This is a genomic window from Nostoc sp. MS1 (genome assembly GCF_019976755.1).
Classification (GTDB): Bacteria; Cyanobacteriota; Cyanobacteriia; order Cyanobacteriales; family Nostocaceae; genus Trichormus.
This window is the reverse complement of record NZ_AP023441.1, coordinates 4852177-4877641: the sequence shown is the minus strand read 5'-3', so window position 1 is coordinate 4877641 and position 25465 is coordinate 4852177. Positions and strand designations below refer to the sequence as shown.

Sequence of the window (25465 nt, the reverse complement as noted above, 5' to 3'; positions counted from 1 at the left end):
CATGGAGTTACCTCTCATGCAATCAGTAAGACAATTGCCCAGATGGTTAACTTTAGGCTTGGCGTTTCCTATCGCCACTCTTAATGGTTGGCTATTGCTTCAGGTAGTGCAGTATTTCCAACCTTTAGTAAATGTTATTGCGGCGGCTGTGCTGTTGGCTTTTGTTTTGGACTACCCAATTCAATTTTTCCAGGAAAGGGGAGTGAAGCGTAACCTGGCTATTGGGGGAGTATTACTGTTAGCTGTGGTGATTTTAGTCGGGTTAGGTCTGACTTTAGTGCCATTAATTATACAACAGATTAACGAGTTGGTGAATATTCTGCCTTATTGGGTGGATTCTGGAGGTCAACAGCTTGATGCTTTCCAAAAGTGGGCGGCTACCCAACAGTTACCTGTAAACTTAAGTGGGTTAGTGACGCAAATTTTGGAGAGGGTTTCTAGTCAGTTGCAGTCGGTAACTGGGAGAATTTTGGGTTTGGCTTTTGATACTATCGGTGTTGTCGTCAATGTGCTGCTGACAGTGGTGTTGACTATCTACTTGGTATTAAATGGCGATCGCTTATGGGATGGTCTTTACCAATGGTTCCCCACGCATATAGGTTCTAAGGTACGGCAAATACTGCGCGAGGATTTTCACAATTATTTCATCGGTCAAGCCACCTTGGGGGCTGTACTAGGATTGACTATTACATTGGCATTTTTAGCCCTGCGTGTTCCTTTGGCTTTACTGTTTGGTTTAGCAATTGGTTTATTTTCTCTATTTCCCTTTGGTACAGGTATCGGTATTGCTATAGTCAGTCTTTTGGTGGCATTACAAAACTTTTGGTTAGGTGTAGAAGTTTTGGGTGTAGCTGTTGCCATTGACCAAGTAAATTCTAACTTTGTAGCTCCACGTATTTTAGGTAATTTAACAGGTCTAAATCCCGTTTGGGTCGTGATTTCTTTATTATTAGGTGCTAAGTTGGGAGGTGTTTTAGGTTTATTAATTGCTATCCCCACAGCCAGCTTTATTAAGGACATAGCTGATAGTTGGCGGTCTGGGGAATTAAATGAAATAAATAATCTAGATTTAGCAGCAACAAAAGTAGAAATTGATATTGATGGTACTTCAATAGAAATATTAGCAAACAAAGAATAATATTTATAGCCTTTCTCATTCTGGTGAGGTACAAAATCACCCCTCTCCAACCCTTGCCTTTCCAAAGCTATGGTGCGCGATAGTGCGGGTGGGGGTTATTTCATGCGCTTGGAAATTGCTATATCCCTCACTAGGTAGAAGTGATTATCTAAGTGCTTCTTTAGGATGGTAAGGGTTGAAAGCTTGTTATCGGCTCAAAACTTCTGATAACACAACATAAGTAAGCATCAAGCAGTTACGTAGGAATTTTGACAATTATGAATAATTCACTTACCCGTCCCTTGGCTGTTGTCACGGGAGCATCTAATGGTATTGGCTACGAACTCGCTAAACAGTTTGCGCAAAATGGCTTTGATTTGCTCGTCACTGCTACCGGATCTAGCATCAATCAAGTGGTTGGAGCTTTTAAGGAGCTAGGAATCAGTAAGGTAACGTGAGTTCGATGAGAGAAGAAAGCCAGAAAGCTAGTATAAAAAGGAATTGGCGAACAAGGAAATCAAAGAACAGTAAAATTTATGGCAAGAGGGTGAAAAAAACATAAAAAAAGACCGAGACTAAAAAATATCATTACAAAATCAGGGTCTCGGCTATGTCTACTATTGTATCTCGCCTCGATATTACACAAGTATTCTGTGATGTAGATGATTTCTGTAAACAGTGGGAACAGTTATGGCAAGTGATCCCACAGCTACCATCGATAACAGGAGAACGTCGTAGTCGCTCAAGGATGAGCATATCGGAAGTGATGACAATAGTCATTGCCTTTCATGGTAGTGGATATCGAACATTTAAGGAATTTTATACATTGCACGTACTACCTGGTTGGCGTGGGGCATTTCCCAACTTGGTGAGCTACAACAGATTTGTAGAATTGATGCCGTGGTGCTTAATGCTGTTGTGCTGCTTTTTGCATACAAGGACAGGAGAAATTACGGGAATTAGTTTTATTGATTCAACGCCTATTAATGTGTGCCATAATTGCCGCGCCCATGCACATAAAGTATTTAAAGGATTAGTAAATTGGGGCAAAAACTCGGTCGGTTGGCACTTCGGATTCAAACTTCATTTGATAATTAATGACCAAGGTGAATTGTTGGCATTTAAATTAACTTCTGCCAACGTAGATGACCGCAAGCCAGTGCCAGAAATGACTGAGGATTTGATTGGCAAACTGTTTGGTGACCGAGGATATGTTTCACAAAAATTATTTGAAGAGTTATACGAACGAGGTTTAGAGCTAATTACTAAATCCAAGAAAAACATGAAAAATCGCTTGGTCAAGTTGCTTGATAAAATTTTGTTACGTAAACGAGCAGTCATTGAATCAGTGAATGACCATCTCAAAAATATTTGTCAAATAGAACACTCTCGACATCGTAGTCCACTTAACTTTTTGGTTAATTTAATGGCAGGCTTGGCAGCTTATACTTATTTGCCTAAAAAACCATCTATTGATATTTATCCAAAAGACTTGCCTGCTCTACCTCCTGCCATTTTTTAGCTCCGTCGAACTCACGTTAAGGTATTACCCGATACCGTTAATGCCGAACAGCACCGTCAATTGACTGAGCCAGGATCAGCTAACAAGTAATCACAAGCATGGAAAACCAATATAGTCAGTCAATTGCAGAAGTTAGCGACCAACCAGTTAAATCGTCATAAAGCCAAAGATGAACCGTGAGGAACTGCTTGATGCGATCGCAGACAATGTGATTGAACAGGCGCGGCTGGTGGGAATTTACGAGCGCTGACACGTTTTTAGTGAGTTTTAATAAGCCTAGAGGTATACACTTGAATCAACCAGCCAAGTGAAACCATAAATAAGATATGTTGCAGCAACAGTGGCAAAATTTATTAGTTCGGACATGATAGAAATGAGTTAATTTTTCATCTCCTTGGAGCGCTCCTGAAGTTGGAAAGTAGTGCAGAAAAAATTCTGGTGGTAGACGACGAAGCAAGCATTCGCCGGATTTTAGAGACGCGGCTTTTAATGATTGGCTACGATGTAGTAACAGCCTCTGATGGGGAAGAAGCGTTAACAACTTTTCGTGCTTCTTCTCCAGACTTAGTAGTTCTTGATGTCATGATGCCTAAATTAGACGGCTACGGTGTTTGTCAGGAATTACGTAAAGAATCGGATGTGCCGATTATCATGCTTACAGCCTTGTCAGACGTTGCAGACAGGATCACAGGTTTGGAATTAGGAGCAGATGATTACATTGCCAAACCCTTTTCTCCAAAAGAATTAGAGTCAAGGATTCGCTCAATATTGAGGCGACGCTCTAGAAAGACAACTAGTGACGGGATTCCCGACTCAGGCATAATCGAAATAGACAATCTCAAAATTTACACGAATAAACGACAAGTTTACAGAGGTAATGAACGCATTAGACTCACAGGATTAGAGTACAGCCTGTTAGAGTTACTGGTGAGTCACAATGGAAAATCATTTTCCCGTGGAGAGATTTTACAGCAGATATGGGGATACGGCGCAGAACAACATGCGGATACTCGTGTCGTGGATGTGCATATATCCAGATTACGCTCGAAGTTAGAAACTGACCCCAATAATCCAGAATTTATTTTGACAACCAGAGGTACTGGCTATCTTTTCCAAAGAATTACTCAATCAGAAAATGAGCTATGAAACTGTAAACTGCCTCTACTTAGTCGCCAATAGTGAAGTTTGCCATATCCTGAGCCTAGATATTACCCTTTTCAGGGTAGACAATCTCAAATTGATAGGCGTATCTCTGGAGTAAAAAGACAAGCTAATAGGACTTACGCACCGAGGTAAGGGACTTCCCACTAAAAAAATATCCCATCACTTTGTAGGCAGGGGAGCAAGGATCAGGGGGAAGAAACCCTTGATTTTTCTCATGCGTAAGTCCTAACTTTCTTATTTGTTAAGTGAGACGGCGCAAAACTATAATTGAGCGCTCTGTCACTGGTATGCTTTGCTCACTTAGAATAAATTTTCCTGGTTCAATAAATCGAGCTTCGTTAGTATTAATCACCATTTCCCATTCTCTATCTTGGAAAACATTGGGTAAGGTAAAGTCAATCATCTCGTAGTGAGCGTTAAACAAGAGCAAAAAACTTTCATCAATAATACGTTCGCCACGGGAACCTGGAGTGATAATACCCTCGCCATTCAAGAAAATTTGCATGACCTTGGCATAACTAACTAGCCACTGCTTTTCGGTCATTTCCGTACCATCAGCATTGAACCAACCAATATCACTGATGCCGAAACCATGAATTGGTCTACCTTGAAACCACTTTCGCCGTCTAAATACTGGATGCTGATGACGAAAATAGATGAGTTCACGAGTAAAGTTTAAGAGTTCGGCATTGGAATTTTGTAAACTCCAGTCAAGCCAGGAAATTTCATTGTCTTGGCAGTATACGTTATTGTTACCCTTCTGAGAACGCCCAACTTCATCCCCGGCTAAGAGCATGGGAACACCTTGAGACAGCATCAGAGTTGCCAATAAGTTGCGTCGCTGGCGATCGCGCAAGCGAACTACCTCTAAGTCATCAGTTTCCCCTTCCATACCACAATTCCAAGACCTGTTGTGGCTTTCTCCATCTCGGTTATCTTCGCCGTTCGCCTCGTTATGCTTTTGGTTGTAACTGACCAAATCGTTGAGAGTAAAACCATCGTGGGCAGTGATAAAATTAATACTGGCATGGGGATTGCGTCCGTTAGTTTGATACAGATCAGGACTACCAGTAAAACAGTAAGCAAATTGTCCCAGGCTATCATCTTCACCACGCCAAAAATCGCGCACAGTATCACGATATCTGCCATTCCACTCAGACCAGCGTAAGGGAAAATTACCTACCTGATAGCCGCCTTCTCCCAAGTCCCAAGGTTCAGCAATCAGCTTGACATCTGCTAATACTGGGTCTTGATGAATAATATCAAAGAAAGCGGCTAAGTTATCTACTTCATACAGTTCTCGCGCTAATGCTGAAGCCAAATCAAAGCGAAAACCATCAACGTGCATCTCTATTACCCAATAGCGCAGGCTATCCATAATTAATTTGAGAACTTGGGAATGACGCACGTTCAGAGAATTACCACAACCAGTAAAGTCCATGTAGTAGCGAGGATCATCTCTGACTAAGCGGTAGTACACGCTATTGTCAATACCTCGTAGCGATAGTGAGGGGCCTAAATGATTGCCTTCACCAGTATGGTTGTAGACGACATCTAAAATCACCTCAATTCCAGCAGAGTGTAAATCCTTGACCATCTGCTTGAACTCGGTTACTTGCTGCCCTAGAGTACCACTAGCACTATAACCAGAGTAGGGAGTGAAATAATTGATGGAATCGTAACCCCAATAATTTTTGAGTCCTTTATCAACTAAAAAACCGGGGCGGGATAAAAAGTGATGTACAGGCATCAATTCTACAGCCGTTATTCCTAGTTGTTGCAGATATTGAATTGCCGCAGGATGAGCCAGTCCGGCATAAGTACCGCGTAGCTGTTCAGGAATGTCTGGGTGTAGCTGAGTAAAGCCTCTAACGTGAGTTTCGTAAATAATGGTTTCGTGCCACGGTCTACGCAGTAGTGTGTCATCTCCCCAATCAAAGGATTCATCGATAACAATACACTTGGGCATCATTTGAGCGCTATCTAAATCGGAAAAAGTCAGGTCTGTTTCTGGGGCATCTAAACAATAGCTGAAAATAGCTGGGTGATCGTGAATTTCACCTTCAATAGCTTTGGCATAGGGGTCAATTAGTAGTTTATTAGCGTTAAAACGATGACCAACTTCAGGAACCCAAGCTCCATGAACCCTAAACCCGTAACGCTGTCCTGGGCCTACTCCTGGTAGATAAGCGTGCCAAACAAAGTTGTTTTTTTCTGTTAAAGGTACGCGGTTTTCATGACCATGACTATCAAATAAACAAAGTTCTACACCTGTAGCATTCTCTGAAAACAAAGCAAAATTTGTGCCTTTTCCATCCCAAGTTGCGCCTAAAGGATATACATTCCCTGGCCAGACAGCTACATACATAAATAAAGTTCCGATCAGTAATTTTTGCTATGAATAACGAATTTTTAGACGTTATCAGTGGTAATCCAAGTAAAATATATCTAACGATTTCAGCCAAAAATAATATCAAAAATTTTACTACTTAGATGATTGATAAATTGGCTTCAGAAGTTTATTTACTATGGCTTTTAAATTTAAGAATTTACATGAAAATAGCGAAATTTGGCATCTACCATAATGTGTAAAAATATGTCAGCCGTTATACATATTTACGAAAAAAGCTGTTTATGCAATTTTCCAAGAGCAGACTCGTAAACAAAATCATAATCCTTACTTAAATCAAATTTAACTGCTCAACCCTCCCGAACTTCAAATACTCTGCCTTCACACCACCTATCACCAAAAATTTGTATTGGTGTCAGGATGTACTGCACTTAGTATTATGCTTGAACTGACCAAAGAAAAATTGCAAATCCCTAGCATTGCGATCGCAATAGAGGGCTTGACCAAAATAGAGGCATTACCCGGAATCAGGTTCAAAACTCCTGCTTTTGCGGCATATTTTTATCATTGAAGAGTTAATTTTTGAAAAAACAAGAGGAATTTTATGTTTGGTATTGATGTAGCGGGCCAAGACGGCAAAGTAGATTGGACAGCAGTCAGAAATTCTGGTAAGACTTTTGCCTTTGTCAAAGCGACAGAAGGTGTTACTGTCAAAGACCCTGCATTTGCTCATAACTGGCAAAATATGAAAGCTGCTGGTGTTATTCGCGGGGCCTATCATTTCTTTCACCCACATACATCTGACCCTGTTAAACAAGCACATGAATTTTTAAACACTGTGGGTAATTTGGAAACTGGAGACTTGCCACCAGTGTTAGATATAGAGATAAATGATGGAGTAGATCGAAAAACTGTAATTAATGCAGCGAAGCAATGGTTAACAGAAGTAGAAAATGAACTAAAACAACAGACAGGGAAAATAATCAAACCCATTATTTATACATACCCTGGCTTTTGGGAAGAACTTGGTAATCCTTCTGATTTTGCTGCTTACCAACTATGGATTGCACATTACACAACTCAGTCTCCAAAAATTCCTAGCCCTTGGCAAGGAGATTATCTTATCCATCAATTTCAAGAGAATGTACCTGGCGTACCTGGTGTTAAGTAAGTCGTGGAGAAAATTTATAAGTATGTAACAAAGAATTAAGCAGAAGAATAAGAGTTAAATTTTACACGTTGCGTACTGTAGTTTCCCTTTTCTCCTCTATTTTGAACTCCATCAATGACAGCATAGGCAAGGTCTAATTCATCCTCAAAACTTTGAGAAGCTAGTTCATTTTTTTTCAGGTGTTGCCACTCCAATTCAATTGGATTCATCTCTGAGCAATATTTAGGTAAAAAGAAGATGTACAAACCCATCTCTTCCCACTTTGTCCATAATTGCTGAACTTCTTTGCACCGATGTATCGGGCCGTTGTCCTGAACGATGACTCTGATACGACCTGCTTTTTGGGCTTCAAGTGCTTCAAGCTCCATCATTTGAATATAGGATTTGCGTGAAACGCCACCAATCACTAGACCGTACACAAAACTAATTAGGGGTTGAAGAAACCCAATAATACTTAACCTTCGACCCCGACGCTTACTCTGCTCCAGGCGTTTTTGCTGACCTCGGAAGTAGTAACTGTAACTGGGTTCACTCCAGGCACAAAACCCTGATTCATCCATATACTTTAAATCGATTTCTCCAGCAGCAGCAGATAATTCCAACATCTCTAAGTCTGCCTGTTTGATTTGCTGCAATACTTTGTCTTGCTTTCCTTTGTGGCTTTTTCTAGTTCGCTTCCAAATGACCCCCTTTTTTTGAGTACCTGCCTTAACCAGTCAGGACTCAATTTCACGGAGCGTTCTTGCTCTAATTTTTGGGCTAATTGAACACTATTATATGTACGTGGTTCTTGCTCCAAGCATTTTTCTAAGAACGCCATGTCAGCTTCTGCCCACCTTGATTTTCCTCCCCGCCCTGCTTTCTCCCACAGTCCTTCTAGACCTTGTTTTTCCCATCTATGCAAAACTTCTCTTACTGTTTGGGCAGTCCAGTCAAAGTGATCTGCTATCTTCTCTACGTACCAACCATGTGCGCTTAATCTGATCACTTCGGCTCGGTCTTTCACTTTCTGGGGTACATCTGCCGTTCTCAGGTTGAACAAAATTTTATCTTGCTTAGGAGTCAGAAATACCCTTAAACGGCTGCCCATATCCCTGTTACCTTGGTAGACACATTTATGTATTTACTTATCTTTACACACTTTGGTTTTTTCACCTTGTTCTACTTAGTGGTAAAGCCGATCTAAATAGGTTTAAAGAATTGCAACAAGGTGATTCTGGATTAAGAGTCAAGCAATTACAACAGCAACTTACAGATATTGGGTTATATACTGATGCTGTTGATGGGCATTTCTCTGAGCAAGTTAGAACGGCCGTTATTAGTTTTCAAACATCCAAAGGTTTGCAAGCAGATGGGATTGTTGGGATAAAAACTTGGGTAACTTTATTGTGGATTTAGAGCGGAATGGCACGCTTGTTAAGATTAAATCTAGTTAGGGTAGTGTGTTGGGGGTGGCTGAGTTGGTATGGGAATTAAGAAAAACTTCTCTAAAAGGTGTACTTTTAAAAAGATGGACATTCGCTTTAGAACAAATCCAAGTAAGTTAAGTTTTGCTTGACATCTTGTAATTGCCAATCAAGTTGTTAGGAAATCGACTTTATGGACTTGTGCCTTTATAAAAGAGAAGAAGGAATAGCATTCCTTCTTCTTTTTTGCCTTTAAAGGCTGTTTGGAACTAACAATTTTAGTATAATTGTTAGTCTAAATTTATTTAAAAATTAAACTCTGATATTCACATAACGAGCGGGAACTCGAACTCTAACCCATCTATTACCACGCCGAACAGTTTCCCAATGAGCAGGAATTAACTTACGTTGAAATCTGGCAACAACGGGTTTACGTATAACAGTAGCTCTACGAACCTCTGGTCGGACAATAACTTGTGCTGCTGATACCTGTGATGGTAATGCAGAAATTGCAAATGGCAAAGCCAGCAGCGTACCTAATAAAAAACGTTTCATATTCAAATCCCTTCCAATTGATTTGCCTGTAGTATTGAGAGCATTGATTAATTATTGATGAACATTTTGCCTTACATAATTTAGAGAATTAAAGTAAGTGTTGTTCTTACAATAAATTATCTGTTTTTGCTCTGTTGTTATTACTTTAAAATAGTAACTGCTTAGATCCAAAGGAATAAAGTCATGATTCCGGTATGACTTTATTCATAAGTTTTGAGGTGAATTAAGTAGGAAAATATTTAGCCCCTAAATTAAACCTAACTTATACCAAGTTGCAATCAAAGATAGTAACTTGGGCTGGGAGTAGGGAGTAGGGAGTGGGGAGTAGGAATACTATTTCTGAACGCAACTTAGTATTAATACCACTTTTTGGCAAACATCAGAATATCAATTTAAAGACATAGGACTAATACTTGATTTTTGAAATATACGTAGGGGAGCCACTGCGTTGGGCGGGTTTCCCGACATAAAGCAAGTGGCGTTGGGCAATGCAGCGCCAAAGATATGATACGGTGGGCATTGCCCATCCTACAAATACTGAGATTTTTATGGCTACGCTCCCGTAAGGGATACAGAAATCAAATCGGATTCCTATATAGAATACTTTTTATCCTATTAATTCTTATGGAAATTAGTAAGCACGGCTTAATGTCAATAGACCGAATGGTTTGGCGATGCCTATGAACAGAAGGAATTATTATGAGCCATGCTCTTGAAGTGGTCTATTAAAAATCAAAGAGCATGGCAGTTTTTTATTTCTAATAAAAATTTGAGCTTAGAATGTAATTTACAGATTAGCTTTACAAAATCGATTGATAATTTAAAAGTGTTAATTATGCCCTTGTTTTGTGTTTCTTATTTGAGTAAGAGGTATAACCTGTTAAATAGATTAATCAGGAGAGTACAAGGATGACATTAGCGCATGGTATTTTATCATACTCAGGTGAAGGTGATTCTTATTCTGTAGCTGGTGATGTAGTCACTGTTAAAGCTAATAGTGAACAAACGAATGGCAAGTATGCACTGTTTGAAGTAGTAGTTGCTCCACAGGCAGGGCCTCCTCCTCATATTCATAGCCGAGAGGATGAAGCATTCTATATTCAAGAAGGCTCAATCGAGTTTAGTCTAGATGACCAAACAATTGTGGCTACCCCTGGAACATTTTTAAATTCTCCTAAAGGTCAACTGCATAGTTTTAGAAATATTGGTTCAGTACCAGCTAAAATGCTCATACTGATTGCGCCAGGCGGACTAGAAAAATTTTTCGCTAGAGTGGGCGTAAAAGTAGAAAACTCATCAGCTTCTCCGTTACCTATAACTCAGGAAGTGATTGACAGAATATTAGCAATAGCTCCTGAGTATGGCATTAGAATTGTTTTACCTGAAACTGATGTTTAATAACATAGGAATTTGAATAATAAACTCTGTACCTTCGCCTAAAATTGAGTTGCATTGCCAAGGTGTTAGGGTTGTTTTCCATCAATAATTGACCCTTCAATTAGCAAGCGATTGTCTCGCAGTAGCATTAATACGCATTTATTAGCCCCCGCATTTTCGATGACTAAACAGATGATAAAAAAGCTATGAGGAGATATAACAGGTCATGACTACTACTAGGTCTGTCTCACTTGCGGGTTGGCGGTTGTTGCAGCGTTTTGGCAAGCTTCTTAGCTCCCAAGGTGTGCTAATCATTCTTCTGAGTTTGGCTGTGTTTGCATCGTTTCGTTATGAAACCTTCCTCACACCGCTCAATCTAATGAACATCATGCGCCAAAACAGTATGCTGGCATTGGTAGCGCTGGGTATGACTGTGGTGATTCTCAGCGAGGGAATTGATTTGTCTGTAGGTTCGCTGGCGGCTTTGGGTGGTGTAGTTGCGGCCATGTTGGCTGGACAAGGAAGCTTTGTAGCGATCGCCTGCGGCATTGCCAGCACTGCGCTACTGGGAGCGGTCAATGGTCTTTTGGTGTCCCGCGCACGGCTGCAACCATTTGTTGTCACGTTATTTACTGCTAGTGCGGCCAGAGGACTAGCGTTAAGCCTTACTCAAGAGAGGTCGATTGCTATATCCTCGACCGCATCGGGGTTGGTGTGGCTCGGCAGGGGCTTTATAAGTTGGTTTCCTGTCCCAGTGCTGATAGTTGCACTTTTATATTTTGCCACTTGGTTTATACTGTACAGAAGCCGCTTAGGTCTGCACATATTCGCTATTGGTAATAATGAGGAAGCTTCTCGACTTATGGGGGTGAACCCAAACCGAGTGAAACTGGTAGTTTACACATTTAGCGGGTTGCTGTCGGGATTGGCTGGTGTGGTGCTGGCAGGTCGTTTAGGGGCGGCTCAACCCGTGGCTGGCTTTGGTTGGGAAACAGATGCGATCGCTGCCACTGTTATGGGTGGAACATTTCTCTCAGGAGGTCAGGGTAGTGTATTCCCGACGCTCATCGGTGTACTCTTACTAGGAATGATGTACAATCTCTTAAATCTTGAGGGAACTATTACCCCTTGGTGGCAGCTTGTGCTTCGTGGTGCATTATTACTTCTGGTTGTACTCTTTCAAAAACGTATCGCACAGAAGCGTTAATCTTGGCGGCTATCTTTGCTGTAGTTGTTGTTGTAATCTCAAAGTGTCCATCTGTTGATTTTGCTGTTGTCTTAATTGATCCATCCCCATTGGCACATTTTGCTGTTGCCTGATTTGATCCTGGAAACGAAATTGATCGAGTCGCTGTTGCTGTTGTAATCTATATTGGTCTTGCTGTTGTCTAAAACTCTCCCATAATTTTTGAGAAGTTGATTGTTGATTCAAGGGTCTTGTTTGTTGGTATAAGTACTGTTGATTTTGAGATATCTGATCAGCGTTAGCCTTTCCAGAAGCATAAATTCCTAAGCCTATGGCGAGAATAATGAATGGTATTCGTAATTTCATTGGTGATCAATACTCCATGCAGTTTTATTTAGAATTATTGTGTTATGGAGATTTTCTTTACTAACAGATTTAGTGATTAATAAATAATTTTTGAATATCATATATTTAGCTCTTCTTACTATTATACAAGCTAATTATGGAATCATTTCTGCCATTAGGGATATAAAACTACTAAAGCTTTAAATATTTGAAAAAGTTTACTTTTAAGACTAGTTGATTCAACAAGTGTATGCAATTAGTTATGAAACGATAAGATTTGCGCACTCCATCTAAAGCCGAGTATGGTACACGTAATCGCAGAGGGCGTAACACAGGGAGATAAAACCAGTAATAAGCCCTTTTGAGGTTGACCCATTTTGAACAAGATTCTTGGTGCAGAAAATCGGAAACGTCTACAACCAATCCTCGTCCTTCGTGCATCATCACATTACGTCCGTGGACATCATGGGGATAGAGTCCTTGCTTTTTGGCGTAGTTCAGGGCTTCATCAATATCCCGTATTACTTGCTGAGGAATTGGTAAACCTAAGTGCATACAATCGTAAAGTGTGGTTCCATAAAGCCGCTTCAAAACCAAAAAGCCATCTTTAGCATACAAACACTCAGAAAATGCTGGATGAGAACCTAGACGGCGGTAGACTTCTACTTCTTCTTCATAGCCTGGTCGTCTAGGAGCATAAATTTTTACTACATAGTTAGGGTAATCAGGATGATAGAATACTGCTGCATAATTTCCTCTACCTAGTAGCTGCCAAGGCTGGGGAACATAGCAAACTTCAATTGGATCACGGGGATTGACACTTCTAATTTGTAAACTAGGTAGGAGTGTTTGATAAATACTTGCTTGAAAAGGTTGTGGCAATGATGTGTTCATGTCGGCAGTATTTAGCCCCAAACAACAAAGTAAACTACTTGCTCAAATTCAACAATTACGGCAACAGTGTAACTGAATTGTGTTTCAATTGTGCATAGAAATAACATTAAATTCAGTAAATTTGCCATCAAAGCATGAATAACTTTGTCACACCGCCCGAAAGACAAACAGCGATGCAGCTTAACGATGGTCGTAAGTTGGCGTGGTCTGAATGGGGGCCTGTTGATGGAGTTCCCGTTCTGTTTTGTACAGGGGCAGGAATGAGCGGATGGCTGGGTTTTGGTGCTAGCTATCTCTCAGAATTAGGCTTGAAGCTTATTGCCATCGATCGCCCTGGCTTGGGTTTGTCTACTCCTCATCCTCAAAAAACTTTATCCTCTTGGGCAGATGACATACAAGAGTTTATTCAAGCTCATCATCTCGATAATGTTCTCGCCGTTGGTTTTTCTCAAGGCGCACCGTTTGCTTTCACTCTGGCTGGATGCGGACTAGTAAAAGCTATAGCAATTGTGTCAGGACAAGATGAACTTTCCCACCCAAGCTTAAAACCGCTTCTGCATCCTGATGTTGCTAGAATAGTTACCGCTATTCAACAAGATCCTGTAGAGTTCGAGCGGCAATTTGCACAGATAGCTACAGCAGATGGACTGTGGCAGTTAATTATTAGTATGAGTGCAGAATGCGATGGGCTAATATACCAAAGTGATATATTCGCTCAAGCATACCAACAAGCTTTGCAGGAAGGTTTTGCTCAGGGTGCAAACGGATACGCACGCGACCTTGTAAATGCCCTGAGTCACTGGCCGATAAAACTAGAGGATATCAATGTTCCTGTAGATTTGTGGTATGGTGCTTTAGATACCAGTACGGTTCACTCCCCTGATTTTGGTGCAACCTTGGCGTTACGCCTACCCAATGTTTCACATATTGTAGATCCTCAACAAGGGGGTTCAATTCTTTGGACGAGGGCTAGAGATATTCTTGCCAAACTGAAGTCTGATGTTTCTCTTACTTGAGCAATGGTTGTGGAAAATCTGAACTATGTAATTCATCCACTGACACAACAAGACGAACCTTTTTTGTGGCAGATGCTTTATGAAGCAGCACATCTAGCAGAAGAAAGTAATTTGACGGTGCAGGATGCGATGAATCATCCTGAGTTACTCAAGTATGTAGAAAATTGGGGTTTGCCGGGTGACATAGGTTTTGCTGCTACCTTAGTTAATAGTGATGTATCTGTAGGGGCTGCATGGTTGCGCTTGTTCACCAAAAACAATCAAGGGTATGGTTATATTGATGACCAAACACCCGAACTAGCGATCGCCGTTCTGCCAGAATATAGAAATCAAGGTATAGGAACAAAATTAATTACCCATTTAATTGCAGCCGCTAAAGTTGTTCATCCTTCCATATCGTTAAGTAGCAGAAAATCAAACCCAGCTTTGCGTTTATATCAACGCTTGGGTTGGCAAATCATTCCTGGTAGTGAAACTGTTAACCGAGTAGGTGGTATATCTTTAAAAATGAAATTAGATTTGGCAGCAATGCAAGAAGCTATTACAAATTAAAGGTTTGTAGTCAGGGCTTAAGCCCCTACAGATAATGAATGTTTTGCAAAGATTTTTTGAACCAGTATAAACAGTCAAACCCTGATCAATGTCTATTCGTGTATAAAAATAGATGAGAATCAATAATGCTTCTTAAGTTTGGGCATTTTGGCAACTTTGCCGAAATCGCCTGTGATACTTTTGTAGAAATTGCCAGGATTGATATTTTTATATCCTCAGCACGGTTAGATAACCGTTGTTGGCAATTTATTAAATTTATTAACCTATTTTCTAAATTCCAAGGTGTATTGCCACTTTCAAGCTATTTAGGCGGGGTCAAACCCGTCTTTTTTTTCTAGAATGGCAAACTTTGCGCTGCTAGTTTTTTTAGCAATTAACGTGAGTTCGACTAATTGACACCATTAAGAGATCACTTCGCCCAAGAGCAGCGACTGGTGGCTCTGGTTTACAATATTTACTTGTACTTGGCAGATAAAACAAGCGATACCCCAAGATTATTTTAATCTACACACTTAATCCAATTGCAATCATTGTTTTCTTGGCTTCAACAACAATTAACGCCCCGTCGTCAGGCGGTAGTTCTGTTATTAGTTGGCGTAATTGTTCCTTTTGTGATATTTGGAGACTTGGCAGAAGATGTCTGGGAGGAACAGGGATTTTTCTTTGATGTCCCTATTCTTTTAGCTATTCACCGTACTGCTCGACCTCAACTAGATGTTTTTGTGTCATATTTAACAAATCTGGGAGTTTTTTGGGGCGTAGTTCCGGCATCAATTGTAACTATACTATTGTTAATATTTCGACGCAGGTGGCGTGCATTAGAATTTTTTCTGTTTACCTTGGTTGGTAGTGGGATTCTGAATCGCAGCACTAAGTTATTGTTGCACCGAGTACGACCTCATCTTTGGACTTCACCTGCACCTGAATTAGATTATGGTTTTCCCAGTGGTCATGCAATGGCTAGTATGACCTTTGTAGTTGCTTTGGTAATTTTAAGTTGGAATAGTCGTTGGCGTTGGTTCGTTGTAATTGTGGGAACTATGTTTGTTTTAGTTATTGGATGGACGCGGTTATATTTGGGAGTCCACTATCCTTCTGATGTACTAGCAGGATGGATGGTATCATTGGGTTGGACAGTTGGAGTCAGTTTGCTGATAAATCCTCACACAGTGAGCCGAAAAATTTCCCGGTAGCATTAGATTTCCTGCTCCCTACGCACCTAATAGAGTTGACACCCATCCCCAAAGTTAACCAACTTTTCCTATTATTTAACCGGAGAGATATTCGCCGAGTAGATATGCCATCTACGCTGCTGTTCAGTTGAGCCAGGAACATTATTGACTCGTCGCAGCGAATAAGTTCCTGAAAATCGCTGCGGAGTTCCATTGGTAGTTACAGAGGTAATAGTAACAGGAATTTCAATATATCAAGAACCAGCCCCGCCTTGGATTTGACTTGGTTTTCCAATTTCTTCAGCAACTGATGCGGTGTCAGCAAAACCTTGCTTGAACTGCTCAAAAGATTGTTTACTAGCCGATCCATTCCCATCCCAAATCAAGTAGGCTTTTTGATAGTCTTGAGCAGCGATCGCATTATAATACTCATGAATGACTTGGACTGCTTGTTGTTGCAGGGAGTTGGTATCTGTAGGGTTTTGAGTGGCAGAAACAGGTGGTGAAGTAGAATTGGACTCAACTGAGGAATTTGCCACCGATGGATGATTGGCGAATGATGTTTGTGAATTGGCCGAGTGATTGCAGGCTGTGATGGACAACATGAGTAGTATGCTTCCAATAACCATACGGTGAAGTTTTAACTTGATAGATAAACAAGAGTTGATTTTTGACAAGAATATCTCCTAGCAAATTCGCTATTGAAATGTATTGGAGTTAAATCAAATATTTATGTTGATTTAAAAGTATAAAAAAATAAAGTAGTAATCACTGTAGTTTCAGCCACAGCTATAGCGACCTGGAAAGTAGACGGTATTATAAGTGTGCGCTCTAACTCAGAGAATTATGACATTGATCTGATTGGAGCAGCAGCGCTAAATCAATTATAAACCTTGGGGCATATTCCTTAGATGCTCTCATTCTTAGAAAATAGATTGGTTATTAGTCATTAGTCAAAACCCCACAGTTATTCTTTCTCGTTCCGTACTTCCTGCTTTGTTAGCCCCTAATCCTCAGACAAATGCCATTTACAGATAAACGCCCTTTTAGTTGGTTATTGCAGCAGTTTCAACTCCAACCGGGTAAACCTGCAATTCTTAATGGATTTCGTAGCTTGTTAATATTGGGTGTTCCTATTGGGATTGGGATCATAACTGGTAATGCAGCAGCAAGTGCGATCGCTACTATGGCGGCTTGGTTTGTTGGTATGGTAAATGTTGACGGTACATATCGTCAGCAATTAACGGCGATGATTGCAGCTACTATTGCTGTGACTACGGTATTTTTAATTGCCAGTCTAGTGAGTGGGCATCTGTGGTTAGCAGTACCGACGACATTTATTGTGATATTTATTGCAGGTTTAGCTGGTCTTTTTGGTAATGTAGCCTCATCTGTCAGCTTGGTTACTTCCATTATGTTTGTGATTGCACTGGCTAAATTTGCTACATTTACTAATTTCTCAACACTTGTGCAACACTGTGCGCTATGTCTAGCTGGGGGAACATGGACAACTATATTATCACTAGGAACCTGGGTGATGCGTCCACAGGCTCCTGTCATGGAGGGAGTAGCTAAGTGTTATGTCTCGTTAAGTAAACTTATAGACTTGACTAGGGAGAGTGTCTTAAATCCACAAGATCAGCAGGAGTGGTCAGAACAATTTTTACAAGCTTATGATACTGCAATTCAAAATTTGACATCTGCCCGTAGTGTCTGGACAGCAATGTGGACTGTAAAGAAAGGTGCGAACCAGCAGGGGCAAAATTTACTGGTGTTAATTGAGGATGCCAATCAAATCGCTAATTCTATTGTTGCCCTAACGGAACTTTTGGCGATCGCCTCTAAACACCAATTATTTTTTCAGTTGCATAGAGAAATTCTACAAGTGATGGAACAGTTGGCGATCGCTCTAAAAATCATCTCAAAAGCGATCGCTCAAGGAAAAAACTCAGTTCATTTAGGGGATTTAGACCGCAACGTTGAAGCACTGCAACATCAGTGGCAAGTTTTGCGCTCTCATGTTCTCAAAACAACCTACCCTCAGACAGATGACTATAGTCATCTAATTCATTTAAGAAAAATTACCAGCAGTTTGGTAAATTTGGCAGGGCAAATTCATACTGATGCAGAGATCATTACAGATTTAAGACAAGGAAAACAACGCCGCCTTGTTCAGGAAGATATTCCTCCTCAACCTGGATTAATGTGTTGGCAAATTATGGAGTTATTGCGAAATAACTTAACTTTTGATTCAGTTATTTTTCGTCACGCGCTACGCCTAGCACTGATGACAACATTGGCGGAATTTCTCGCCTCAGTATTACAACTACCCAGAGGTTACTGGATAACTCTAACAGCCTTAGTTGCACTCAAACCCAACTTTGGCGGGACTTACCAGACAACGGTGCAAAGAGTTATCGGTACTATTTTGGGTGGGATTATTGGTATTGTTCTGGTTGTTTTAGTTAAAAATCAAATTGCGATCGCCCTATGTTTGCTATTGTTAGTGTTTATTGCCATGTCGGTACGTCCATTAAGCTACAGCATATTTACCATCTTGCTCACCCCCGCCATCATCTTACTACTCAGCCTCATTAGTGCAGGCGGATGGCAAGTAGGAATATTGCGTATTGTGGATAGCCTAGCTGGAGGATTCTTAGCACTAGTTGGGAGTTATTTTCTGTTCCCTCGTTGGGAACGACAGCAACTTCCCACGCAACTAGAAAAGACTATTCGAGCTAATCTTGCATACTTTCAACAAGTTATCGCTAATTACCTTGAGCCACAACATAATGCCTTGGCGATGATCAATAGCTTACGCCATCAAGCAGCACTAGAAAACGTTAACGCTACCGCCGCCGCCCAAAGATTATTCAGTGAACCCCGGCATATTCAAGGGGAAATTGAACCTGTCATGACATTGATACTCTACATTCGTGGCTTTTTTGGTTCAGTCACAACCCTGGCAGAACATCTGCAAGAATTTAGCGGTGGGTATCAATTGATTGAACTACAGCAACTTACAAACGCAATGATTCAAGTTTTGGAAGATTTAGCAAATTCGCTCCAAAAGGGACAGCCACCCCAACCGTTCCCAGCACTCAATGAGTATCTAGAAGTAATTCACAACCAAATTGAAAATTTACATACTGCTCGTTTATCCCAAATAAGGATCAATCCCCATACTTCCACTTCCACATTACAAGCTGTGCGAGAACAAACACCCCTATCCATAGAACTAGAGCGAATTGTGAATGAGATTAAAGTTATCCATTGTGTAATTAATCGTATGCAAGATTCATTAAATCCTTAAGTTAAGTTTATCTCCAAAATCTCAATCCGCTCTGATGTAAAGTTATAAATTGATTAATAAGAATTAATGAGCATCTCTAACTTATTCAAAAAATTGCAAATTCTCATAAAAATTATGAATAAATTTTTGATGTTAGAAAACACAATAAAACGAGTAAAATTTTAATTTAGCTTTGCTCATAAATAGCTTATCCAGAAAAGTTTTACACTATTGCCAGTTTGCACTACCCGTTACCAAACTACGACAAAATGGTTGATACTCCTAACTCACCCGTAAACCGTAAGCCCAGTATTACTAAACAAACGCTCTTACTTGATGGGCAACAAATCCGCTACACTGCTACGGCCCAATGGCAAACCTTGTTTGAAGATGAAAAACCTGTTGCCGAAATGTTTCATGTGGCTTACATAGCCGAGGTTGAAGAAGGAACGCTACGACCGCTTACTTTCGTTTTCAATGGTGGCCCAGGAGCAGCATCGGCATACTTGCACATGGGAGCTTTAGGCCCAAAGCGCGTTTATTTTGATAATTGTGGAAACTTGCCCAAACCTCCAGTTCGGGTAGTAGATAATGCTGAAAGTTGGTTAAGCTTTACAGACCTAGTATTCATAGATCCGATTGGCACAGGTTTTAGCCGTATTTTACCTCAAAATAAAGATATTAAACACAACGATAAAGACGATTCTTCGGAAACGGACACACCCAAGGAGACAGAATTTTGGGAAGTTGAGCGAGACCTAAAAGCACTAGGAGAATTTATTGGGCAATTTCTCTCTCGTCATAAGCGATGGTTATCCCCTATCTTTATTGCCGGAGAAAGTTACGGCGGTTTTCGAGTTGCTAGGTTAGCCCGCAAGCTGCAACAGGAATTTGGTATTGGTCTTTGTGGAGCTATTTTGATTTCTCCTGCTTTAGAGTTCAGTCTGCTGGCGGGTAGCGATTACAACCTGACAGCTTGGGCAACAGTAATGCCTTCGTTCGCCGCCGCCGCCGCGCATCATCACCGTGTTCAATGGGCAGCGCAAGAAGGTAATTTACAAGCTCACATAGCAGCAGCAGAACAATTTGCACGCACAACCCTAATTCCACTTCTGGCAATGGGAGATGTAGTAACAGGCGATGAGCGCCAGATTGCCTATGAGCAAATGGCAGGATTGATCGGCTTGCCTGTAACAGTTGTTGAGAGACAACAAGGAAGGGTCGGCATTGAAATCTTTGCCAGAGAATTACTACGGGATCAACAGAGAATTGTCGGACTTTACGACGCTTCAATTACGGCAATAGATCCTTTCCCCTCTCGTGTGAGTTATGAAGGCAGTGACCCTACCCTTGATGGTTTGGATCGTCTGTTTGCAGGGGCAATCAATAGTCACCTACGGGATACATTAGGTGTTGAAACCGACTTGTCTTACCGTCTGTTGAATTTGGAAACATTTAAAGCTTGGAAATTTGATCTTAAAGGCGAGTTCAAACAGGGCTTTTTAGGCTCAGTGGATGATCTACGTGTAGGAATGACTTTGAACCCCTACATGCAGGTTTACATCGTTCATGGATTCTTCGATTTGGTTACACCTTATTTTGCCTCTAAACATCTAGTGGATTTGATGAAATTAAATTCTCAAATTCGTCCTAATATCACAATAAAATCCTTTCCAGGAGGGCATATGTTTTACACTTGGGATGAATCACGCGCTTTATGGTTGACACAAATGAAAGATTTTTACCACAAGGCAACAGCCTAAGTTCAGTTTCAAAGAACATTAAAAATAGTTTTAGCAAAAAACTCTCACTCTAATGTAAGCAAACTCATGAACATACTTTCATACTTGTTATAGAAGGTAAATTGAACATTCTTTTCGGCATTAATACATTTAAAAGATGGTTAAATAATTTTAAACTGCCAGGATTTGATTAACTATGAATATAAATAAAGTAACGCACCAAAAGCCTTGGTGGTAGGTGCGTTACGCTGTCGCTAACACACCCTACGTATCTACGTATCTGTTCGAAAATCAAGTAGGAATCCTATAGAAGAAGGTAAATTGAACATTCTTTTCGGCATTAATACATTTAAAAGATGGTTAAATAATTTTAAACTGCCAGGATTTGATTAACTATGAATATAAATAAAGCCTATACGTTAACAGCACTAATTCCAGTATTAACAATTGCTCCGGTCACGCGAGTTAATGCTATTAGTGCGCCACCATTAAAGACACAAGTTAAACAAGTAGCACAGTGGTTTACAGGTTTGTTCGATAATTCTCAACAAGTAGCCAACAACCCTTCCATACCATTAATTACTTTATCAAGCTGTAGTGTAGACTTGACAAATGCCAACCCTACCTCTGAGATAGAGAACATTTATTTAGAGCAAAAAAGTATTAATCGCTTTCGCCTTTACTCTTTTTCGCCAGGAACTTCGTCAGTAAATCTTAGCATTCGTAGCTTTGAGTCCAGCAGCCTTTATAGTGGTTTATGCAATCGACCTCAATCACAACAGATTATTGATTATAGCCAGGTATTGCAAACAAGCTGTGAGTTAAACCTTTTTTGGCAACAGAATAGCTACATAGGGAATAATGCTCCCAATGGTTGCCCTACTAGTTCTAATGGCAAAGTGGTTTCTAGTGTCACAATTTTCCCAAATTCCATTAACTCTTTAGATCAAATTTTTGCATCTAATGGTAAGTTGTTATTTGCTACACCTGTAGAGTTTCGTAGAATAGCTCCGATACCAGAACCTTCCTTGATAATTGGGTTATTAGTTGTTAGCCTTTGGGGTTCAGCTAAAGCAATTTCCCGCCGACACAATTGATATACTCCGCGCTCCTACCGTTCGCGTAGCTTCTCCCACTGGCTTTCGGTGCTTATACTTGTCTCTGTGTTTAAAAAGAATAACTCTGTATCTCACTTACTTAAAAATTGCTATAGCGTCACAAGGCTATGACTTGTTGTTAAGAAGTAGATTGTTAATAACATCATTTGTGCTTAACTGAACTTGTTGCTATTTTTAGAGACTTGCAATGTTCAGTTTGAGTGTTACTTGTTGGGGCGTTTTCATGACCACCATAGGTATCAGCTTTGGTACGATGAACTATGCGATCGCTCAAATTACCCCCGATAACACTTTACCCAATAACTCGAACGTTACGAGGGAGGATAACAATTTCAATATCACTGGCGGAACGCAAGCAGGTAGAAACTTGTTTCACAGCTTTAACGAGTTTTCTGTCCCTATTGATGGGAGCGCTTCCTTTAATAATGCTGTTGATGTTCAAAATATTTTCAGTCGAGTAACTGGTGGCTCAGTCTCTAATATTGATGGGTTGATTCGTACCAATGGTACAGCTAATCTGTTTTTGATTAATCCTCATGGAATTATCTTTGGTAAGAATGCTCGATTAGATATCAAAGGTTCATTCTTAGCAAGTACAGCAAATATTTTAAAGTTTGCTGATGGTACAAACTTTAGAGCCACTAACTCACCCTCACCTTTATTGACCAGCAGTGTACCAATTGGTTTAGGATTCACTGAAATACCCAGTCAGATTGTTTGTTAATCAATCTCAAGCTGCCAATTTAGTATTACTGGTCGCGGCGGCTTACCACCTAACCCCGGCGAAGCTCTCAACACTGATGCAGTACAGGTAGATTTAATTACTATTAACCCAAAAGTTGATCAACACTCTGATGTAAGAGTTCCTATTAATGTGATGAGCTTTAAACCTACGCCAATTGTAGAAGCGCAGGGTTGGGTTATTGATAGTAGGGGCAATATAGTACTTACAGCAAACGCACCCAAGTTAACCCCTCAGACTTCTTGGTACAAAACTGCTAGCTGCAAAATTTTACAAACAAATCCTAACTAAATACTTAGTAAATTTATCAGGATTTAATACTATATTGCATTCCCACAGATTTACAAGAACTAATGCAGATTTTAGTGGCAATTCTCAATCCATCAAATTCTATAAGAAATGTATAAGTTAAATACTTATAGTTACGGACTCAGTGCTGAGGAAATTTGAGATTTTGCAGTGGGGTCTAATTGTTTTTTGTCTGAGGATTTTTGGCGATCGCCTGTGTGTTGGTTCACCCCCCACGATTAACGCCACAGCTTGCAGGGTTTGGGCATTGGTAACAATTTATCTAATTGTTCAATGGAACTTAATTTAGTACTAGGAAAAAAGTCATGGTAATACAGTGACTTTTTTCCTAGTTAAGATAGGAGGTTTAGTTGATGTTTTAATTTATCGTTATCTTTAAAATCAACTGATGTATAGCTTTTTCACTCTTAGTTACTTTGAGGTGTTAAAAAATAATTTTTTAATTAGAGAAAAAGCAACAACTGATTGTAATCAAACACACAAAAATGATGAAAAAACATCTGACTATAGTCACAATTCTTTTATCAACTATATTGCTGGGTGGAATAACTAGTTGTTCTAGTCCTAAATCATCGGACGCATCTACTACAGAAACATCGGGAACAGATGCCTCTCAAACTAGCGTACCCGAAGCAAATTCTTCTCAAACAGATAGAGTGGCTAGCACGCAGAGACGGGAAGAAGTCCGCAAACAAATTGAAGCGGTACTAACACCAGATCAGGTAAAACAGTTACAAGAGAAATTGCAACAGGGCGAAAGAATGCGTAAGGCTTTGTATAGTCTGAATCTGAGTGACGAACAAAAGACTAAAATACAGAGTATTTTGAAAAGCAACTATACTCAACGTCAAAGGTAATACCAATGCAAAATTAAGAATCCATACAGAACAAGACTTGAGGAATGTGTATCTGCCACCTTCTTTTTTCAAATTGGTATAACTAAAAAATAATTCCTAGTGTTTTTTTGTTATCTAAATCTAGTTTTTATGACAACTGTTGATTAGCAATTTTGCAAAGGAGAATTACAATAAGCTTAACAAATAGTTATGGAAAAATGCCAACTTAGTACTCACTATGAGCGCATTTTCTTAGATGGGTTTCAGTCATGTTATGCTTGATTATTTGTAAACCTAGACCTAGCCTTTAAAGTATGCTATCGCCAAAATTGAGCGCTAAAATAAAACTTGCTTTACTAACAGTATTCGTAGCAGGAAGTAGTCTCTACGGGGGAAAAGTATTAGGGCAAGCAAGATATAGTCCACAAAAACTGGTGGATGAAGTGTGGCAAATCGTCAATCAAGATTATGTTGATGGCAGCTTTAATCATCAAGATTGGCAAGCAATTCACAAGCAGTATTTGGGACAGGAATATACTTCTAAACAGCAGGCATACACAAAAATTAAAGAAATGGTAGCGAAATTAGGCGATCGCTACACCGAGTTTTACGACCCTGAAGAATTTAAGTCACTTAGTAACGATCTTTCTGGTACTCTCAACGGTGTCGGCTTAGAACTGGCAGAAAATGAAAAAACCAAAGCCTTAACTGTGGTTGCACCCATAGAAGCAACGCCAGCTTCTAAAGCAGGTATCTTACCGAACGATGTCATTATCCGCATCGATAATCAATCAACTAAAGGAATGAAAATAGATGATGCTGTCAAGCGGATTCTTGGGCCAGCCGGAACTAAGGTATCACTAACAATTCAACGAGGTGAACAAGTTAAAACTTTTCAATTGACACGCGCTAAAATTACTCTTAATCCTGTAACTTCTAAGGTTGACACAACTTCCGCCGCCAAAATTGGTTATATCCGTTTATCAGAATTTACAGAAAACTCAGCCATGAAGATGCGGCAAGCAATTCAGGCTCTAGAGCAACAATCAGTACAAGGTTATGTATTAGATTTGCGCTCCGATCCGGGTGGGTTGCTAGATGCCAGTTTGGATATTGCCAGTATGTGGTTAGATAAAGATGCGATCGTTTCTTTAGTCAATCGTGACCAAATTAAGCAAAGCTACAATGCAACGGGACATCGCCTGACTGACAAACCTTTAGTTGTACTTGTTGATCAAGGATCTGCCAGTGCCAGCGAAATTCTAGCTGGTGCGCTGCAAGATGATAAGCGCGCTACTTTGGTGGGAACTCGCACTTTTGGTAAGGGTTTGGTTCAATCTGTACAGCCTTTAGAAGATGGCTCTGGACTCAAACTAACTGTAGCCAAATATTACACACCCAAAGGTCGAGATATTAATCATGTGGGTATTAATCCAGATATTACCGTCAGCTTAACCCAGGCGCAACAGAAAGCATTAGTAGAAAATCACTCCCTCAACACATTAGCAGATCCCCAATATGCCACTGCTATCAATAATCTCAGTCAATTGATTCGTACAGGAAGTACCAATCATGTTGGTTTAGAGCGTGGGCGGTAAG

Annotated in this window: 24 protein-coding genes and 1 pseudogene; 18 read left to right on the top strand and 7 right to left on the bottom strand. The window is 40.2% G+C overall.

The annotated features are described in order from the left end of the window. Positions 1-16: 16 nt before the first annotated feature. From NSMS1_RS21120 to NSMS1_RS21110, 3 genes are all read left to right on the top strand, one after another. A complete protein-coding gene (locus NSMS1_RS21120) occupies positions 17-1138 on the top strand; it encodes an AI-2E family transporter (RefSeq protein ID WP_224086707.1) in 1122 nt (373 codons plus the stop codon). Between the two features lie 257 nt (positions 1139-1395). Continuing rightward, positions 1396-1575, top strand: coding sequence for an SDR family NAD(P)-dependent oxidoreductase (locus NSMS1_RS21115; protein WP_224086706.1), 180 nt, complete (start codon positions 1396-1398; stop codon positions 1573-1575). Between the two features lie 152 nt (positions 1576-1727). Beyond that, complete coding sequence (locus NSMS1_RS21110; RefSeq protein ID WP_224085629.1) at positions 1728-2639, top strand: IS982 family transposase; 912 nt, start codon at positions 1728-1730, stop codon at positions 2637-2639. A 115-nt stretch (positions 2640-2754) separates the two neighbouring features. Here the strand turns inward: NSMS1_RS21110 and NSMS1_RS21105 are convergent, their stop codons facing one another. Next, positions 2755-2892 (bottom strand): hypothetical protein, encoded by a 138-nt coding sequence (locus NSMS1_RS21105; RefSeq protein ID WP_224086705.1) that lies wholly within the window; start codon positions 2890-2892, stop codon positions 2755-2757. A 158-nt stretch (positions 2893-3050) separates the two neighbouring features. Between NSMS1_RS21105 and rpaB the strand changes: the two genes are divergently transcribed. Continuing rightward, positions 3051-3785 carry a response regulator transcription factor RpaB gene (gene rpaB / locus NSMS1_RS21100; RefSeq protein WP_224086704.1) on the top strand — a complete coding sequence of 245 codons (735 nt, stop codon included), beginning with the start codon at positions 3051-3053 and terminating at the stop codon, positions 3783-3785. A gap of 259 nt (positions 3786-4044) precedes the next feature. On the opposite strand, the gene glgX is transcribed toward rpaB, so the two are convergent. Then, the gene (glgX, locus tag NSMS1_RS21095) at positions 4045-6171 is read right to left on the bottom strand and encodes a glycogen debranching protein GlgX (RefSeq protein ID WP_224086703.1); all 2127 of its coding nucleotides are present in this window, start codon (positions 6169-6171) and stop codon (positions 4045-4047) included. Positions 6172-6757: 586 nt separating this feature from the next. Between glgX and NSMS1_RS21090 the strand changes: the two genes are divergently transcribed. Continuing rightward, complete coding sequence (locus NSMS1_RS21090; protein ID WP_224086702.1) at positions 6758-7324, top strand: GH25 family lysozyme; 567 nt, start codon at positions 6758-6760, stop codon at positions 7322-7324. A 35-nt stretch (positions 7325-7359) separates the two neighbouring features. Here NSMS1_RS21090 and NSMS1_RS21085 read toward each other — a convergent pair. After that, positions 7360-8414 (bottom strand): IS630 family transposase gene (locus tag NSMS1_RS21085; RefSeq protein WP_224085966.1). Its coding sequence is split into 2 segments (ribosomal slippage): positions 7360-8019 and positions 8022-8414, totalling 1053 coding nucleotides; the frame shifts between segments, so codons are not numbered across the junction. A gap of 110 nt (positions 8415-8524) precedes the next feature. Between NSMS1_RS21085 and NSMS1_RS21080 the strand changes: the two genes are divergently transcribed. Next, complete coding sequence (locus tag NSMS1_RS21080) at positions 8525-8722, top strand: peptidoglycan-binding domain-containing protein (protein WP_224086701.1); 198 nt, start codon at positions 8525-8527, stop codon at positions 8720-8722. Positions 8723-9042: 320 nt separating this feature from the next. Here the strand turns inward: NSMS1_RS21080 and NSMS1_RS21075 are convergent, their stop codons facing one another. Further along, positions 9043-9285, bottom strand: coding sequence for a hypothetical protein (locus NSMS1_RS21075; RefSeq protein ID WP_224086700.1), 243 nt, complete (start codon positions 9283-9285; stop codon positions 9043-9045). A 909-nt stretch (positions 9286-10194) separates the two neighbouring features. On the opposite strand from NSMS1_RS21075, the gene NSMS1_RS21070 reads away from it, so the two are divergent. Together NSMS1_RS21070 and NSMS1_RS21065 are read left to right on the top strand one after the other, a co-directional pair. Beyond that, positions 10195-10683, top strand: coding sequence for a quercetin 2,3-dioxygenase (locus NSMS1_RS21070; protein ID WP_224086699.1), 489 nt, complete (start codon positions 10195-10197; stop codon positions 10681-10683). Between the two features lie 205 nt (positions 10684-10888). Continuing rightward, on the top strand, positions 10889-11869 hold the full coding sequence (locus NSMS1_RS21065; protein WP_224086698.1) for an ABC transporter permease: 981 nt from the start codon (positions 10889-10891) through the stop codon (positions 11867-11869). 9 nt (positions 11870-11878) lie between these two features. Here the strand turns inward: NSMS1_RS21065 and NSMS1_RS21060 are convergent, their stop codons facing one another. After that, positions 11879-12214: a hypothetical protein gene (locus NSMS1_RS21060; protein WP_224086697.1), complete on the bottom strand. Its 336-nt coding sequence runs from the start codon at positions 12212-12214 to the stop codon at positions 11879-11881. Between the two features lie 171 nt (positions 12215-12385). After that, on the bottom strand, positions 12386-13087 hold the full coding sequence (locus NSMS1_RS21055; RefSeq protein WP_224086696.1) for a PhoP regulatory network YrbL family protein: 702 nt from the start codon (positions 13085-13087) through the stop codon (positions 12386-12388). A gap of 134 nt (positions 13088-13221) precedes the next feature. Between NSMS1_RS21055 and NSMS1_RS21050 the strand changes: the two genes are divergently transcribed. The 4 genes from NSMS1_RS21050 to NSMS1_RS21035 all read left to right on the top strand — a co-directional run bounded on the left by NSMS1_RS21050 (position 13222) and on the right by NSMS1_RS21035 (position 15848). Further along, complete coding sequence (locus NSMS1_RS21050; protein WP_224086695.1) at positions 13222-14103, top strand: alpha/beta fold hydrolase; 882 nt, start codon at positions 13222-13224, stop codon at positions 14101-14103. A 9-nt stretch (positions 14104-14112) separates the two neighbouring features. Continuing rightward, positions 14113-14655 (top strand): GNAT family N-acetyltransferase, encoded by a 543-nt coding sequence (locus NSMS1_RS21045; protein ID WP_224086694.1) that lies wholly within the window; start codon positions 14113-14115, stop codon positions 14653-14655. Between the two features lie 125 nt (positions 14656-14780). Next, entirely contained in the window at positions 14781-14993 is a 213-nt protein-coding gene (locus tag NSMS1_RS21040) for a hypothetical protein (protein ID WP_224086693.1), read from the top strand. A gap of 183 nt (positions 14994-15176) precedes the next feature. Further along, entirely contained in the window at positions 15177-15848 is a 672-nt protein-coding gene (locus NSMS1_RS21035) for a phosphatase PAP2 family protein (RefSeq protein WP_224086692.1), read from the top strand. A 233-nt stretch (positions 15849-16081) separates the two neighbouring features. On the opposite strand, the gene NSMS1_RS21030 is transcribed toward NSMS1_RS21035, so the two are convergent. Beyond that, positions 16082-16432 carry a hypothetical protein gene (locus tag NSMS1_RS21030; RefSeq protein ID WP_224086691.1) on the bottom strand — a complete coding sequence of 117 codons (351 nt, stop codon included), beginning with the start codon at positions 16430-16432 and terminating at the stop codon, positions 16082-16084. Between the two features lie 416 nt (positions 16433-16848). On the opposite strand from NSMS1_RS21030, the gene NSMS1_RS21025 reads away from it, so the two are divergent. The 6 genes and pseudogenes from NSMS1_RS21025 to NSMS1_RS21000 all read left to right on the top strand — a co-directional run bounded on the left by NSMS1_RS21025 (position 16849) and on the right by NSMS1_RS21000 (position 25464). Then, a complete protein-coding gene (locus NSMS1_RS21025) occupies positions 16849-19140 on the top strand; it encodes an FUSC family protein (RefSeq protein ID WP_224086690.1) in 2292 nt (763 codons plus the stop codon). A gap of 248 nt (positions 19141-19388) precedes the next feature. Next, the gene (locus NSMS1_RS21020; protein ID WP_224086689.1) at positions 19389-20882 is read left to right on the top strand and encodes a S10 family peptidase; all 1494 of its coding nucleotides are present in this window, start codon (positions 19389-19391) and stop codon (positions 20880-20882) included. Between the two features lie 374 nt (positions 20883-21256). Continuing rightward, entirely contained in the window at positions 21257-21958 is a 702-nt protein-coding gene (locus tag NSMS1_RS21015; protein ID WP_224086688.1) for a chromophore lyase CpcT/CpeT, read from the top strand. Between the two features lie 244 nt (positions 21959-22202). Further along, positions 22203-22673 (top strand): annotated as a pseudogene (locus NSMS1_RS21010) (filamentous hemagglutinin N-terminal domain-containing protein); the annotation flags it as partial. An 842-nt stretch (positions 22674-23515) separates the two neighbouring features. After that, positions 23516-23887: a hypothetical protein gene (locus NSMS1_RS21005; RefSeq protein ID WP_224086687.1), complete on the top strand. Its 372-nt coding sequence runs from the start codon at positions 23516-23518 to the stop codon at positions 23885-23887. Between the two features lie 293 nt (positions 23888-24180). Beyond that, the gene (locus tag NSMS1_RS21000; RefSeq protein WP_411908640.1) at positions 24181-25464 is read left to right on the top strand and encodes a S41 family peptidase; all 1284 of its coding nucleotides are present in this window, start codon (positions 24181-24183) and stop codon (positions 25462-25464) included. Position 25465: the final 1 nt, after the last annotated feature.

Excerpts from the sequence above, each read along its gene's own strand:
- NSMS1_RS21050 (WP_224086695.1), top strand. The coding sequence starts at position 13,222 with ATGAATAACTTTGTCACACCGCCCGAAAGACAAACAGCGATGCAGCTT.
- NSMS1_RS21110 (WP_224085629.1), top strand. The coding sequence starts at position 1,728 with ATGTCTACTATTGTATCTCGCCTCGATATTACACAAGTATTCTGTGAT.
- NSMS1_RS21040 (WP_224086693.1), top strand. The coding sequence starts at position 14,781 with ATGCTTCTTAAGTTTGGGCATTTTGGCAACTTTGCCGAAATCGCCTGT.
- NSMS1_RS21060 (WP_224086697.1), bottom strand. The coding sequence starts at position 12,214 with ATGAAATTACGAATACCATTCATTATTCTCGCCATAGGCTTAGGAATT.
- glgX (WP_224086703.1), bottom strand. The coding sequence starts at position 6,171 with ATGTATGTAGCTGTCTGGCCAGGGAATGTATATCCTTTAGGCGCAACT.
- NSMS1_RS21120 (WP_224086707.1), top strand. The coding sequence starts at position 17 with ATGCAATCAGTAAGACAATTGCCCAGATGGTTAACTTTAGGCTTGGCG.
- NSMS1_RS21000 (WP_411908640.1), top strand. The coding sequence starts at position 24,181 with ATGCTATCGCCAAAATTGAGCGCTAAAATAAAACTTGCTTTACTAACA.
- NSMS1_RS21070 (WP_224086699.1), top strand. The coding sequence starts at position 10,195 with ATGACATTAGCGCATGGTATTTTATCATACTCAGGTGAAGGTGATTCT.
- NSMS1_RS21065 (WP_224086698.1), top strand. The coding sequence starts at position 10,889 with ATGACTACTACTAGGTCTGTCTCACTTGCGGGTTGGCGGTTGTTGCAG.
- NSMS1_RS21015 (WP_224086688.1), top strand. The coding sequence starts at position 21,257 with ATGAATATAAATAAAGCCTATACGTTAACAGCACTAATTCCAGTATTA.
- NSMS1_RS21030 (WP_224086691.1), bottom strand. The coding sequence starts at position 16,432 with ATGTTGTCCATCACAGCCTGCAATCACTCGGCCAATTCACAAACATCA.
- NSMS1_RS21025 (WP_224086690.1), top strand. The coding sequence starts at position 16,849 with ATGCCATTTACAGATAAACGCCCTTTTAGTTGGTTATTGCAGCAGTTT.
- NSMS1_RS21005 (WP_224086687.1), top strand. The coding sequence starts at position 23,516 with ATGATGAAAAAACATCTGACTATAGTCACAATTCTTTTATCAACTATA.
- NSMS1_RS21055 (WP_224086696.1), bottom strand. The coding sequence starts at position 13,087 with ATGAACACATCATTGCCACAACCTTTTCAAGCAAGTATTTATCAAACA.
- NSMS1_RS21115 (WP_224086706.1), top strand. The coding sequence starts at position 1,396 with ATGAATAATTCACTTACCCGTCCCTTGGCTGTTGTCACGGGAGCATCT.
- NSMS1_RS21090 (WP_224086702.1), top strand. The coding sequence starts at position 6,758 with ATGTTTGGTATTGATGTAGCGGGCCAAGACGGCAAAGTAGATTGGACA.
- NSMS1_RS21075 (WP_224086700.1), bottom strand. The coding sequence starts at position 9,285 with ATGAAACGTTTTTTATTAGGTACGCTGCTGGCTTTGCCATTTGCAATT.
- NSMS1_RS21020 (WP_224086689.1), top strand. The coding sequence starts at position 19,389 with ATGGTTGATACTCCTAACTCACCCGTAAACCGTAAGCCCAGTATTACT.